Origin of the sequence: Nitratireductor luteus (assembly GCF_026162365.1) — a bacterium.
Classification (GTDB): domain Bacteria; phylum Pseudomonadota; class Alphaproteobacteria; order Rhizobiales; family Rhizobiaceae; genus Chelativorans; species Chelativorans luteus.
Genome location: NZ_JAOANW010000002.1, coordinates 287158 through 300970 on the forward strand (window position 1 = coordinate 287158; position 13813 = coordinate 300970).

General features: G+C 65.6%; 9 protein-coding genes. 4 read left to right on the top strand and 5 right to left on the bottom strand.

Annotation, left to right across the window (positions count from 1 at the left end; genetic code table 11):
• Window position 1: 1 nt before the first annotated feature.
• From trpB to N1058_RS03950, 4 genes are read left to right on the top strand one after another with little or no spacing between them, the layout of a single operon-like run.
• Window positions 2-1222, top strand: coding sequence for a tryptophan synthase subunit beta (gene trpB, locus N1058_RS03935; RefSeq protein ID WP_265516180.1), 1221 nt, complete (start codon window positions 2-4; stop codon window positions 1220-1222).
• A gap of 3 nt (window positions 1223-1225) precedes the next feature.
• The gene (trpA, locus tag N1058_RS03940) at window positions 1226-2116 is read left to right on the top strand and encodes a tryptophan synthase subunit alpha (protein ID WP_265516181.1); all 891 of its coding nucleotides are present in this window, start codon (window positions 1226-1228) and stop codon (window positions 2114-2116) included.
• Window positions 2117-2151: 35 nt separating this feature from the next.
• Complete coding sequence (gene accD, locus N1058_RS03945; RefSeq protein WP_265516182.1) at window positions 2152-3093, top strand: acetyl-CoA carboxylase, carboxyltransferase subunit beta; 942 nt, start codon at window positions 2152-2154, stop codon at window positions 3091-3093.
• A 22-nt stretch (window positions 3094-3115) separates the two neighbouring features.
• Window positions 3116-4438, top strand: coding sequence for a bifunctional folylpolyglutamate synthase/dihydrofolate synthase (locus N1058_RS03950; protein ID WP_265516183.1), 1323 nt, complete (start codon window positions 3116-3118; stop codon window positions 4436-4438).
• A gap of 57 nt (window positions 4439-4495) precedes the next feature.
• Here N1058_RS03950 and trxA read toward each other — a convergent pair whose 3' ends face one another.
• The 5 genes from trxA to tsaE form a co-directional block, all read right to left on the bottom strand.
• Entirely contained in the window at window positions 4496-4819 is a 324-nt protein-coding gene (gene trxA, locus N1058_RS03955; RefSeq protein WP_265516184.1) for a thioredoxin, read from the bottom strand.
• Window positions 4820-4920: 101 nt separating this feature from the next.
• Window positions 4921-8445, bottom strand: a complete 3525-nt coding sequence (gene addA / locus N1058_RS03960; protein ID WP_265516185.1) for a double-strand break repair helicase AddA — start codon at window positions 8443-8445, stop codon at window positions 4921-4923.
• Window positions 8442-11579: a double-strand break repair protein AddB gene (gene addB, locus N1058_RS03965; protein WP_265516186.1), complete on the bottom strand. Its 3138-nt coding sequence runs from the start codon at window positions 11577-11579 to the stop codon at window positions 8442-8444. Before addB ends, addA begins: the two co-directional genes overlap by 4 nt.
• Window positions 11579-12310 carry a nucleotidyltransferase family protein gene (locus N1058_RS03970; RefSeq protein WP_265516187.1) on the bottom strand — a complete coding sequence of 244 codons (732 nt, stop codon included), beginning with the start codon at window positions 12308-12310 and terminating at the stop codon, window positions 11579-11581. Before N1058_RS03970 ends, addB begins: the two co-directional genes overlap by 1 nt.
• Window positions 12307-13809 carry a tRNA (adenosine(37)-N6)-threonylcarbamoyltransferase complex ATPase subunit type 1 TsaE gene (gene tsaE / locus N1058_RS03975; RefSeq protein ID WP_265516188.1) on the bottom strand — a complete coding sequence of 501 codons (1503 nt, stop codon included), beginning with the start codon at window positions 13807-13809 and terminating at the stop codon, window positions 12307-12309. Before tsaE ends, N1058_RS03970 begins: the two co-directional genes overlap by 4 nt.
• Window positions 13810-13813 lie beyond the last annotated feature (4 nt).

Genomic DNA, 13813 nt, shown 5'->3' on the forward strand with positions numbered 1-13813 from the left:
ATTGAACCAGCCGGCTGAGCCAAATTCCTTCCGCACCGGACCCGACGAACAGGGAATGTTCGGCATTTTCGGCGGCCGTTTCGTCGCCGAGACGCTGATGCCGCTGATCCTCGACCTCGAGGCGCACTGGGACGCGGCCAAGAAAGACCCGGCTTTCAAGGCCGAGCTCGACCAGCTGGGCAAGCATTATACGGGCCGGCCTTCACCGCTCTATTTCGCCGAGCGCCTGACCGAGCACCTGGGTGGTGCAAAGATCTATTTCAAGCGCGATGAGCTGAACCACACGGGCAGCCACAAGATCAATAACTGCCTGGGGCAGATCCTGCTCGCCCGCCGCATGGGCAAGACACGCATCATCGCCGAGACGGGCGCCGGTCAGCATGGCGTAGCCTCGGCCACCGTCGCCGCGCGCTTCGGCCTGCCCTGCGTTGTCTATATGGGCGCCACCGACGTCGAGCGGCAAGCGCCTAACGTTTTCCGCATGAAGCTTCTGGGCGCAGAGGTGAAGCCCGTTTCCTCAGGTCATGGCACACTCAAGGACGCGATGAACGAGGCGCTGCGCGACTGGGTGACGAATGTGGACGACACCTATTACCTGATCGGCACCGCCGCCGGGCCGCATCCCTATCCGGAGCTGGTGCGCGATTTCCAGTCGGTCATCGGCCAGGAGGCCAAGGAACAAATGCTGGAGGCCGAAGGCCGCCTGCCCGACATGCTTGTAGCTGCCGTCGGCGGAGGCTCGAACGCTATCGGCCTGTTCCATCCTTTCCTCGACGACCGTGGTGTGCAGATGGTGGGCGTGGAAGCGGGTGGCAGGGGCCTTGAAGGCGACGAGCATTGCGCCTCGCTGACGGCGGGCGCACCCGGCGTGCTGCACGGCAACCGGACCTATCTGCTGCAGAACGAGGACGGGCAGATCAAGGATGGCCATTCGATCTCGGCCGGCCTTGACTATCCCGGCATCGGCCCCGAGCATTCCTGGCTCAAGGAATCGGGCCGCGTCGAGTATGTGCCGATCATGGACACGGAAGCGCTGGAGGCTTTCCAGCTTCTGACCCGGCTGGAGGGCATCATTCCCGCGCTGGAGCCCGCCCATGCCCTGGCCGAAGTCATCAAGCGCGCGCCGAAGATGGGCAGAGACAAGGTCATCGTGATGAATTTGTGCGGACGCGGCGATAAGGACATCTTTTCCGTCGCCAAGCATCTCGGCATGGAGGCGTAGGCGATGGCTAACCGCATTGATGCGCTTTTCGAGAAGCTGCGATCCGAGAACCGCCCTGCGCTCGTCACCTATTTCATGGGCGGCGACCCCGACTACGACACCTCGCTCTCCGTCATGAAGGCGCTGCCCAAGGCTGGCGCCGACATCATCGAACTCGGCATGCCGTTCTCCGATCCGATGGCGGATGGCCCGGCGATCCAGGCAGCGGGCCTGCGCGCGCTCAAGGGCGGGCAGACGCTGAAGCGTACGCTGGAGATGGCGCGCACCTTCCGCGAGGGCGACGACGCGACTCCCGTCGTGATGATGGGTTACTACAACCCCATCTATATCTATGGGGTGGAGCGCTTCGTCGCGGATGCCAAGGCTGCCGGCATAGACGGGCTGATCATCGTGGACCTGCCGCCGGAGATGGACGAGGAACTCTGCCTGCCGGCGCTGAAGGGTGGGCTCAATTTCATAAGGCTTGCAACGCCCACCACGGACGACAAGCGGCTGCCCAAGGTGCTCGAGAACACTTCCGGCTTCGTCTATTACGTCTCAATGACGGGGATCACGGGCTCGGCATTGACCGACGTTCCCAAGGTCGGCGCGGCGGTTGCAAGGATCAAGAGCCACACCGACTTGCCGGTCTGCGTGGGCTTCGGTGTGAAGACGGCGGACCAGGCGCGCGCCATAGGTGCCGCGGCCGACGGCGTGGTGGTGGGAACGGCGATCGTCAACGCGGTGGCCAATGTCCTCGGCCCCGACGGCAAGACGACCGCCGACCCGGCCGAAGCCGTGGCGACGCTGGTTCGCGGGCTGGCAGACGGCGTGCGCGAAGCACGGCTCGCCGCTGCCGAGCAGAGTTGGCGCGGGAATAATCCGAGCGGATCGCGGCCCGAAGAGAGACGCTAATCGCTCCGGAAGAGAAACGAAGGAAGGCTGCGGCCATGAACTGGATCACGAACTACGTCCGGCCGAAGATCAACTCGATGCTCGGCCGGCGCGACATGCCGGAAAACCTCTGGATCAAGTGCCCCGAGACTGGAGAAATGGTCTTCCACAAGGATCTCGAGGATAACCAGTGGGTAATCCCGGCTTCCGGGCACCATATGCGCATTTCCGCGCGGGAGCGGCTGAAGTTCTTTTTCGACAACGGCAAGTTTGAAACGCTGGAGAACCCCAAAGCTCCCGTCGATCCGCTGAAGTTTCGCGACGAGCGCCGCTACACGGACCGGCTTCGCGATGCCAAATCGAAGACGGGCATGGAAGACGCCATCGTAAACGGGGTGGGCACCATCGAAGGCCGTGAAATCGTGGCGACGGTGCAGGATTTCTCCTTCATGGGCGGGTCGCTCGGCATGGCAGCGGGCGAGGCCATAGTCAAGGCGTTCGAGACCGCCGTTGAACGTGAGCTGCCGCTGGTGCTGTTCGCTGCTTCCGGCGGGGCGCGCATGCAGGAGGGCATCCTGTCCCTCATGCAGCTGCCACGCACCACCGTGGCCCTTGACCGGCTTAAGGAAGCCGGCCTGCCTTATATTGTGGTGCTGACCAATCCGACGACGGGCGGAGTGACGGCCTCCTACGCCATGCTGGGCGATGTCCACATTGCCGAGCCCGGCGCGCTGATCGGCTTTGCCGGTCCCCGCGTGATCGAGCAGACCATCCGCGAGAAGCTGCCCGAGGGGTTTCAGCGGGCGGAGTATCTGATGGAGCACGGCATGGTCGACTTGGTCGTCTCGCGTCTCGAGATGAAGGAGACGGTGGCGCGGCTGATCAACATCCTGCTCAAGTCACCGCTTGAAGACCGGATCGAGGAAGTGACGGCCAAGAACGACGTGGCGCCTGCTAAAAGCCCTGAAAGCGCGGAAGCCAACGCCGCGTCAAACTGACCATGTCTTTTGGGTGAAATCAATGAGTGCCGCCGAAAGCGCCATCGAGCGGCTGTTGTCGCTTCACCCCAAGGGCTTCGATCTCTCGCTCGACCGCATTCGCAGGCTTCTGGCACGCCTGGGCGATCCGCAGGAGCGGATGCCGCCAGTGATCCACATCGCCGGGACTAACGGCAAGGGTTCGGCGGCAGCCTTTGCCCGCGCTTTGCTGGAGGCCGGCGGCCACGCCGTGCACGTGCACACCTCGCCTCACCTCGTTCGCTGGCACGAGCGCTACCGCATGGGCGCGGCAGGCGGCGGGCGGCTGGTGGAAGATGGCGTTTTGGCCGAAGCCGTCGAGCGCGTCGCGGAAGCCAATCGCGGCGAGACCATCACTGTCTTCGAGATACTCACCGCGGTCATGTTCGTCCTGTTCTCCGAACATCCCGCCGATGCCGCCATTGTCGAGGTGGGATTGGGCGGGCGCTTCGATGCCACCAATGTCATCGCGCAGCCGGCGGTCTCGCTCATCATGCCGGTCTCGCTCGATCACCAGGCTTATCTCGGCGACCGCGTCGAGCTGATCGCAATCGAGAAGGCCGGCATCATGAAGCCAGGCCGCCCGGTGATCATCGGACAGCAGGATTGGGATGCGGCGCGGGAAGTGCTGATCGAAACGGCGGAGCGGATCGGATCGCCGCTGGCCGTTTATGGGCAAGACTTCATCGCGTTCGAGGAGCACGGACGGATGGTCCATCAGGACGAAGATGGCCTGTTCGACCTGACGCCGCCAAGGCTGCCGGGCCGGCACCAGCTTGCCAATGCCGCGGCTGCAGTTGCCGCTGTCAAGGCAGCCGGCTTCGCCGTATCAGACAAGATCGCCGACAAGGCCATGCAGAACGTCTCTTGGCCTGGCCGCCTGCAGAGGCTGACCGAAGGCAGGCTTCTCGCGCTTGCGCCCCAAGATGCTGAAATCTGGCTGGATGGCGGACACAATCCGGGCGCCGGCACGGCGATCGCCGAGGCCATGGCCGGCGAGGAGGAAAAACGCCCGCGTCCGCTTTTTCTCATTTCCGGCATGATCGACACCAAGGATCAGGCAGGCTATTTCGCGGCCTTCGCCGGCATGGCCCGCCACGTCTACACGGTGCCGGTGAACGGCAGCGATGCGGGGGTGCCCAACGACGCGCTCGCCGCGCGAGCGGCGGAAGTGGGGCTTTCGGCCGAGCCCGTGGCCTCGGTGGAAAACGCGTTGAAACTTCTGGCGGAAACCTGGGGCGACGAGCCGCCGCCACGCATTCTGATCTGTGGATCGCTCTATCTGGTAGGCGAAGTGCTGGCGGCCAACGGCACGCCGCCGCAATAATCAAAGAAAACCCGGCGCAAAGGCCGGGTTCTCCATCTCACATCGTGTGAAAGCCCGTCAGGCGACAGCGCCGCCGATCCAGGCCGAAAGCGCGGTCTTGGGAGCAGCACCGACCTTCATGTCGGCGACTTCGCCGTTCTTGAAGATCATAAGCGTCGGGATGGAGCGTACGCCAAACTGAGCTGCAAGTTCGGGATTCTCATCGATGTTCAGTTTGGCCACCTTGACCTTGCCGCCGAGCTCGGCGGCAATTTCCTCAAGTGCCGGGGCGATCATCTTGCAGGGGCCGCACCATTCGGCCCAGAAATCGACGACAACCGGCTCAGTCGCCTGAAGGACGTCGGATTGGAAATTGTTATTGTCTACCTTGACGGTGGCCATATGAGCCTCTCCTTATCGTCAATCCAGTTGACTGGTCCGCTGACCGGGTATGTTGACTGGGCATGTGGGCATGCACACCCTGCCGTTCAAGCTCGGTTTTCTCACGCTCGCGTGAGTCGGGCAAGGGCAGCTTCCATCGCGCTACGCGGCAAATGGAGAAGGTGTGGTCCTTCCGTGAACAGAAGCGCGGAACAAATTTCCTTGCCGGGGTATAACGGACGCAAGAGCTCCGCATAAAGGGCGAGCTGGGCGATATAAGCCGGCGGCACCGCCTCCAGTTCTTCGGGCGCGGGGCGGTTGGTCTTGTAGTCGACGATCAGCACCGCCTCGTCCGTCACCGCGAGACGATCGATCTTTCCGCTAACGGCACGTTGCGCACCGGCGATCGTGAGCTTGCCCATCACCGAAACTTCGGCCCGCGAACCCGGTGCAAAGACGGCGGCGAAAGACGGCTCTGCCAGGATGGAGATGACCGACGAAAGCACAGTCTCCCGCTCTTCCACCGGCCAGGACGCGCCGACCCGTTCAAGATAGCGCCGAGCGGCGCGTCCGCGCGCCTCCGGCTCCATGCCCGGCAGGACCTGGAGCAGCCGGTGAACCACATTGCCCCGCTCCAGTGCAAAACCAGCCGGCCGTTCGTCATCGAGCACGGGAGACCGCGCCGAGGCGACGGCCTCATAGCCGCCTTCGATCAGCGCCGATGCGCCCGAGGGCGCAAGCGGCCGTGGCAAGGCAGGGGGCGGAGGAAGAGGCGCGCCAAGCGAGGGTGGCAGCGGGGGAAGGGATGCTGCCGGCGCGGACGCCTTGCCCGTTTCGCCCGCTCCGCCCAATGGCGTCACCCTATAGCGCAGGACGGGCGCGCAGTCCTGGGGGTCGGCCTGCTCCTCGACGCCCGCCGCATCCTCGAAAGCCGCGCGCACGAGGCCGTGCCAGGTACCCTCCGCCGGCCGCATGCCATGATAGCCGCAAACGATCAGCCGGTCCTCCGCACGCGTCATGCCCACATAGAGCAGGCGGCGATACTCCTCTTCCGCCTTGTCCTTGGCCGCCTGCTCGAACTGTCGGGAGCGGCCGTTGGCGAGATCCTTGCCGGCGCGCCACAGATAGCCGGTGAGGTGCGGGCTCTGCTTCATCGGAAAGGGCATGAGCGTCGGCAGATGACTGTGGCTTGCCGCCGCGCTGCCGGGGTCGACGAGGAACACCACCGGCGCTTCGAGCCCCTTGGCCGCGTGCACCGTCATAATGCGGATCTCGTCGCGGGACTGGTCCATTTCCCGCTTGATCTCCGGCGCGGAGCCGTCGAGCGTCGCCAAAAGGGACTCAAGCCCAGGCAGTCCCGTCCGCTCCGCGGCCAGGCAGAATGAGAGGAACTCGTCCAGAACGTCGCTCGCCTCCTGCCCGAGCCGTGCGATGAACTGGCCGCGCGCGCCCTGTCTGCCTGGAACGCCGGCCAGAACGCCGGCATAAAACTCATAGACCGGCTTGAAAGCGGCGTCGCTACGCCATGATTCGAGCGTTTCGAGGATTTCCGCAAGGTGCCTACCATCATGTGCCGCAGAGCGCAGGGCAGCATAGAGCGAAGTGCTTTCGCCGCGCGCCCAGGCGAGGCTGAAAAGAGCCTCCTCATCCAGTCCGAAGATCGGACTCTTCAGGATGGCGGCCAGCGAAAGGTCGTCGTGGGGTTGCAGTAGGAACCGCCCGAGGGCCAGCAAATCCTTGACCGCGATATGTGCGGTCAGCCGCAGGCGGTCGGCGCCGGCGACATTGATCCTGCGGTTCTTCAAGCTGCGCGATAGCGCATGCACGAAGCGGTCGCGCTTGCGGACCAGCACCATGATGTCGCCGGGCCGAAGCTTGCGGCCCTGGCCTTCCAGCATTTCGCCCTGTTCGAGCCAGCGGGCGATGCGGTCGGCCATGATTTCCGCGAGCCGGGCGGCGGGAGCCGAGGCGTGGTCGACCGATTCCGTCCAATCCTCGGGCTCGTCCACGGTTTCCGGCCTGAGTGGCGACCATACCTCGACATAGCCCGGTGCGTTGTCACGGATCGCCTTGTGCTCGGGCGGGCCCTCGGGATCTTGGGTCAGTCCGCGGCGCGCTTCCTCCCGCCTGAAAACCAGATCGACTGCGCTCAAGACGTCGTCGGTCGAGCGGAAAGAATGGGTGAGCCGCACCTTCTCGAAGCGGCCGCCCGCCTGCGGAACACGAAGATGGAATGCCGCGCCGCTCTCGGCGAAAGCGGCAGGCTCGGCGCCCTGGAAGGAGTAAATCGACTGCTTTTCGTCGCCCACGGCAAAGATGGTGCGCTCGACGCCTTCCCGCGCACTCTCACCGGCGAAGAATTCGTCGGTCAAAAGCTGGACGATGCGCCATTGCTCGGGGCTGGTGTCCTGCGCCTCGTCGATCAGCACGTGGTCGATGCCCCGGTCGAGCTTGAACTGAACCCAGGGCCCCACATCCGGCCGCGACAGCAATGTCACCGTGCGCATGATCAAGTCGGAAAAGTCGAGGAAGCCGCGCGCCCGTTTCAAGCGCTCATAGCGGGCGATCAGCGCATCGGCCACGATAAGCGCGGCGCGGCTGGCTTCCAGCATCTGCAGGAGCGCGAGCCTGTCGCAGGTTTCCGATATGATGGCGGCGGCCTGCTCGTAACGCTCGAAAATGTCGGGCAGCCGGGCCCTCAGCACCGCCTTGAAGGTTCGTTCGCCATAGATCGCGCCGTCGGCCTTCAGGAACGCCTTGCGCAGATGGTGGAGACGTGCGAGCGGACTTACCTCCGCGAACGCCTTTTCGGCCTCCGGCAGGATGTGCTTCTGCACATCCTTGGCCTCGGTTTCGTCGGCGGCATTGGCAAGCTGGCGAAACTGCGACGCGTCGAAACCTGGCAGCGGCCAGATGGCAGCGGCCAGCGTTTCGGGCCTGTCGCCGGCCCGGAAGCCGAACTCCTCGAACAACTCCGCATAGGGTTCCGGCGCGTGGCCGATCGCCTCGATCAGCCGGCGCAGCCGGTCGCGCTTGGCAACGATGTCGGAAAGAAGCGATTGAAGGCCACTCTCGCCGCCCAGCGCCAGCACATGGGCAAAGGCCTCCGCCAGCGGCCCGTCCTCTTCCGCCGCCACGCCGGTCAACAGATCACGCCTCGCCTCGGCGACCAGCGCCTCCTCCATCTGGCTGTCCAGCAACTGGAAATGTCCGGCAATGTTTGCCTCCAGCGGAAACTGGTGCAGAATGGCCTCGCAGAATGCGTGGATCGTCTGGATCTTCAGCCCGCCCGGCGTTTCCAGCGCCCGGGCAAAGAGGCGTCTTGCCCGGCGCAGCTTTTCGGCATTAGGCTTCCGGCCTTCGAGTTTTTCTATCTCGACGGAGAGCTTCTCGTCCGAAAGCAGACTCCAGCCCGCGAGATTACCGAAGACGCGGTTGGCCATGTTGGCGGCGGCGGCGCGTGTATAGGTGAGGCAGAGAATGCGCGAGGGGTCGACGCCCTTGAGCAGAAGCCGGATCACGCGGCTTGCCAGCACGTGGGTCTTGCCCGAACCGGCATTGGCCGACACCCAGGCAGACAGTGCCGGATCGGAGGCCAGCGCCTGCGCCCTCAGCGTTTCAGAAGGAATACGCAGGCCCGTGTTCATGCGGCCCCGCCCTCGCCTTCGCCCGCATCGCCGCCTGCCGACCATTCGAGGACGCGCGCCAGATGGTCGTAGTCGCCATCCACATCCCCTTCCTTGAAGGGAAGGGCGCGGGACAGATAGCCCGCTTCGATCCGGTCGTAGTGGGCCAGAAGCTCCTCCAGCCGCCGCCAGGCCTCGTCGGCGATCCCCGTCGCGGTCTTCTCGCTCTTGTTGCGACCCTTGACCTCAAGGATTGATTCTTCCTCCACATCGCCATTGGCCTTCAGCCGCACATAGCTGAGTTCGGCGGGCGTGCGGGCGCCCGGTCCGGCGAATGCGCCGCGCGCCAGAAGGGCCGCTTCGAGCGCGAGCTGCGGAGCCAACAGCCTGTGTGCCTGGACCCGCGAAGGCCGTGCGCCGGTCTTGTAATCGATGATGTGGGCACGACCATCTGCCAGGAGGTCGATGCGGTCGGCCCGGCCCGACAGCGTCTTGCCCGTCGCGCCAACGGCAAGCGCGTCGGCACGGATTTCGGCCAGGCGGCTGGCAACGTGTTCGCCGCGCCCGCGCTCCCAGTCGATGAAGCTTTCGGCGGTGCGCTTGAAGCGCGGCCACCAGACAGCCTCCACGTCGGCGGGAAGGGCCACTTCGGCAAAGAGCGCCCGGCCTGAATCGAGCAGCCGGTCGAGCGCGTCCCCGGCGCATGGGTCGACGCCCGATTTGATGAAGTGCTCCAATATATCGTGAAAGAGCGATCCGCGCTCGGCCGCACCCGGATCGCGGATGAGCGGTTCGACCGGCGACAGGCCCAACACCCGCCGTGCATAGACAGCATAGGGATCGCGCCGAAGCGTCTCAATCTCCGTGATCGAGAAGCGTTGCGGGCGCGCCTCCAGCGGCGGTTTCGGGCAGGGTCGCGGCGCGAAAGGCTGATCCTGCCGCGCTTCAAGCACGTCGGCCCAGCGTATGAAACGGCGGCCGCGCCCGCGCAGGGCATCGGCCTCTTCATCGCCGACAAAGGCTAAAAGCCGCTGGAGCCAGCGTGAGGCGACGGCCGGCGCATCGCCTGCGCGGGCAGCCCGCGACAGCACGATTTCCGGCGCCCCCAAAGCCATCATGAAATCATGAGCGGCAAGGCCGATGCGCCGCTCCGGCGGCTCAAGGTCAAGCTCGGCCTTCATCAGTCGCGACATGAAGCGATCGGAGGAAGGAAGCTGAGGCCATGTGCCCTCATTGAGACCGCCAAGCACCAGCACGTCGACGCTCTGCAGCCGCGCCTCGAGGGTGCCCCAAATGGCAACGCGCTGGTCGGCACCGGCCGTGGGGTTCACCGTCTTTCCGGCGATCAGGGCCACGAAGATATCGGGCCAGTCGGAAGCATCGAAAGCGAGGGAGGAACGGGTACCGACGAGATCGCGCAGGAAGCCGGCAAGCACCTCTCCCGCCTCGCCGTCGTAAAGCTTTGCCAACGCGCCGTCGTCGCTTCGTCCGAGGGCCTCGAACGCATCGACGGAAGCGCGCACCGCCGTGACCAGATCGACGGTACCACCGCGAAGCGCGGTCAGCGGGGCGAGCGCGGCGTCGAGCGCGGCAAGCACTGCTCGTGCCTCGCCCTTTGCAGTCTCGCCGAGGCGCGACAGCCAGAACGGCTTGCGCGCGGCCCTGGCCAGGGCTGAAAGCCGGGCATCGAAATCGTTGGAGAGCCCGGCCACATCCGGGCGCCCCGTATCGCCGCGCAAGGCTATGAGCTCTATCCATTCGGCCGCGCGGCGCACCGCCTCGCGCTTCATGCCGAGGCGCAGAAGCGGATGTTTCAGGAGGCTGACGATGGCGACGGGCTCGCCGGGGCGGAAGACGGCTTCCAGCATCATCCGCAACAAGGTGGCGGGTATGGAGTCGGCAAGCGGGCTGCCGCCCGAATCGTCGGCCTGGATGCCGAATTTGCGCAGCTCCACCGCAACGCGGCGGGCCAGTGCGCGATCGGGTGTCACCAGCGCCGCCGTCGTCCCCTCACGGGAAATGGCATGGCGCAGCGCCACGGTGACCGCATGCGCTTCCTCGCGTTCGTTAGCGGCCTCTATGAGGCTGATGCCCTCCATCGCCCCGGTCACCCTTGCGCTCTCGACGAGATCGCGATTGCCGGCCCAGCGCTCTGTCGTTTCAGCAAGACGCAGCGCCTCGGCGACCAGACGGCGCCTTATCTCCAGCTCGCGCGCCGGCTCGGCCAGGTTTTCGACATCGCCGCGCGGGAGAGCGATGGATGCAACCAGCTTCTTGAGGCCATGCTGCGGGTGGCCGAAGGCCGAAGGCTTATCGAGTGCGCCGATGGCCTCCCATGCGTCCTCGTCGAGGCCCCTGTCGAAACCCGGCAGCACCACCGCGCCATTGTCCAGCCGGCTGATCGTGGAAAGCAGGCGTGCGGTGGCGGGGATCGAGCCGGTCGAGCCAGCGGCGATCACCGGGCCGCGGCCGGGATTGCGCTTCAGCCTTTCAGCCTCCGCAGTCAGCATCGCGTTACGATGCGCTGCGGGATTGGAGCGGTCCATCGCCCCAAGGATATGCGGCCAGTGGGTGGTGACGATGGTCAGGAAATCGAGCGTGACCTGCCACCAGCCGGCGAGTTCCTGCGGCACCAGGGCGCCAAGCCTTGCCCAGTCGGCCTCCTCGGTCTCGACTTCATCCATGAGCGCAGCCAGATCGCGCGCCAGCCACAGGCTGTCGCTCACCGAGGCCGGCACGACAAGTCCTTCGTCGAAGCGGGCGGCGATTTCGGCGGGCACGCGCGCCTTCCACGCCTGGACCAGCGGCGCCAGAAGCAGCAATCGGTCGAGCTGTCCCACGGGGGGCGCGTGATCGAGCATGGCCGCTCCGCCTTCGGTCTCCAGATCGGCCAGCTCCGCCTCGAACTCGCCAAGCGGACGAATGGTGGGCAGGATCGCAGAGGCGCCGCCGAGGCGGTCCACGAAGACGTTGCGCAGTTCGCGCGCGGCACGGCGCGTCGGCAGGTAAATGGTTGCGTCGGCCAGCGCCAGCGGTTCCGCCTCGTAGCGGAAACCCGGCACAAGCCGCCCTTCCAGAAGCGCATCGGCCAGCGCCGGGAGGAAGCGCACGCCGGGTGGGATGGAAAAGACCCGGGGGTGACGATGTCCGGTCATCACGCCGTGGCACCCGCCCGCGACAGGACGGCCTCCGCTAGCGCAATCGCATCGGGCGTGCCGACCGTGAGCCAGTGGCCTTCCAGCGGCAGGCCGAACAGGCGGCCGCGTTCGATCGCCGCGTCGAAATAAAGATTGAGCGAATGAGGGCCTTCCCTTAGCGGCGGCGCGAAGATGCGCGGATGGATGATTGCCGCGCCGGCATAGATACAGCCCGCCGCCTCGGCGCCCGCACGGCGCAACCGGCCGTCTGCGTCCGCCAGAAAGTCGGTCTTTCCCGAATGACCCGTAGCTGCCGCCGGGTCGGCCAGAAGCAGAAGCATGTCCATGCACGATGCGTCCCACGCATCGGCAAGCCGCAAAAGGTTTGGCCTATCGCGATCGATCCAGAATGTATCAGCGTTGACGATGAAGAAGGGTTCCTTCCCCAGCATGGGCAGCGCCCTGACGATGCCGCCGGCCGAATCCAGCAACACGTCCCGCTCATCGGAAATCCGGATCTGCGGGTTCTTCCACGCCTCCAGATGAACCTCCAGCAGTTCGGGTAGGTAGTGCACATTGACGACCGCCTCCGCGACGCTGGCGCGGGTGAGGGCGTCGAGGCTCCAGTCGATCAGCGGCCTACCGCCGACGACGACCATCGGCTTTGGGATCGTGTCGGTGATCGGCCGCATGCGCTTGCCGAGGCCCGCCGCCAGCACCATTGCCTTCGAGGGTACGAGCCCGCTCATTCGGCTTCTCCTTCAAGCAGGCGGTGATCCTCGTAGAATTGATGCAGACGGGCAAGGCCGGGATGTTGCATCACCTGCTCCAGATAGCCCCGGATACGCGGCAGGTGGCTCAGGTAGCGGGGCTTGCCGTCGCGATGGGCAAGCCTCGTGAAAGTGCCCAGAAGCTTGGTGTTGCGCTGCGCGCCGGTGATTGCGTACGCCTCCTCAAAGGCGCCCCGGTCGAAACCGGGTCCACGAGCTGCGCAATAGGTCTCGACCACAAGCTCCCGTATGTCGGGCGGGATCGAGACGCGAGCGTCGAAGGCCAGCGCCGCGACGTCATAGGCAGCGGGGCCGAAAACGGCATCCTGCACATCGATCAGACCCAAACGGTCAAACCCGTCGCGATCTTCCCGCCAGACGATGTTGGGCGAATGAAAGTCGCGCAGCACGAGGCTTTGTTCAGCGGCGGAGAGCCGGTTGAAGAGAGCGGACCAGATATCCTTGAACTCCGCCACCTGCCCTGCGTCCGCGGGCCTGCCGAGGGCGAAGGGCATATACCAGTCGAGACATAGGTCGGTTTCGATGCTCAGCGCCTCGCGGTCATAGGCCGGCGGCTCATATGTACGGTGATCGTCGACCGGAAAGGTGCTCGGCCAATGCCTCTCATGGAGTGCGGCCAGCAGGCGCGATGCCGCCTCGTAGCGCGCCGCCACCGGCCGATCACTGTCCCCCAGGAAGCGGCCGCTGCCCAGATGCTCGATCAGGAGAAGACCGGCGTCGAGCGCCTGGGCGTGGACGCGCGGCGCGCAAAACCCTTCCGCGCGAAGGGCGTTCGCCACCCCGACGAAGGCGGTCACGTTCTGCGCCAGATGGGCGATCCGGCTATAGGGCAGACCGTCGCGGACGGCCGGCTCGTCATGACGCTCGGGCGCGTCCATCAGGATCAGCGGCGAGCCGGAAGGCGGCGCGACCGTTTCATAGGCGCGAATGGAGGCATCGCCGAGGAGGAAGGTCCGGCGGGCGCCGGCAAAGCCGGCTCCGTCGATGAAGGCGCGCACGGCAAGGGAATGGCGGATGCACGCCAGTGCGTCATCGGGTCCTTCGATGCGCACGTCACGCCCCTCGCCCTTCTCGGTCAGCCGCAGACGAATGGCGCCAGCCATGGCCTGCTCGGCCCGTTCGGGCCATTCCACCAGCGCGACGCCTTCGGCGAGCGCCTCGGGCAGGCCCAACTCCTCCAGCTCCTCGGGCGCCGACAAGCGGTAGAGATCGAAGTGGTGCACGGGGATGCGCAGCGCATAGGACTGCACAAGCGTGAAGGTGGGGCTCGGCACTTCCAGCGCAGGATCGTTGGCCAGCGCGCGAATGACGGCGCGGGCAAGCGCCGTCTTGCCCATTCCCAGATCGCCCTGGAGTGCGACGAGAGCGCCGGGCCGGAGCGCGATCGCCAGGTCCTCGCCAAACCGCTCGGTCGCGTCCTCGTCGGCCAGATGAAGGGACAGGAATGACGGCGTCATGGCG

What these genes read in the sequence shown, in the direction of transcription:
- accD (WP_265516182.1), top strand. Translation starts at nt 2,152, where the DNA reads ATGAACTGGATCACGAACTACGTCCGGCCGAAGATCAACTCGATGCTC.
- N1058_RS03970 (WP_265516187.1), bottom strand. Translation starts at nt 12,310, where the DNA reads ATGAGCGGGCTCGTACCCTCGAAGGCAATGGTGCTGGCGGCGGGCCTC.
- N1058_RS03950 (WP_265516183.1), top strand. Translation starts at nt 3,116, where the DNA reads ATGAGTGCCGCCGAAAGCGCCATCGAGCGGCTGTTGTCGCTTCACCCC.
- tsaE (WP_265516188.1), bottom strand. Translation starts at nt 13,809, where the DNA reads ATGACGCCGTCATTCCTGTCCCTTCATCTGGCCGACGAGGACGCGACC.
- trxA (WP_265516184.1), bottom strand. Translation starts at nt 4,819, where the DNA reads ATGGCCACCGTCAAGGTAGACAATAACAATTTCCAATCCGACGTCCTT.
- addB (WP_265516186.1), bottom strand. Translation starts at nt 11,579, where the DNA reads ATGACCGGACATCGTCACCCCCGGGTCTTTTCCATCCCACCCGGCGTG.
- addA (WP_265516185.1), bottom strand. Translation starts at nt 8,445, where the DNA reads ATGAACACGGGCCTGCGTATTCCTTCTGAAACGCTGAGGGCGCAGGCG.
- trpA (WP_265516181.1), top strand. Translation starts at nt 1,226, where the DNA reads ATGGCTAACCGCATTGATGCGCTTTTCGAGAAGCTGCGATCCGAGAAC.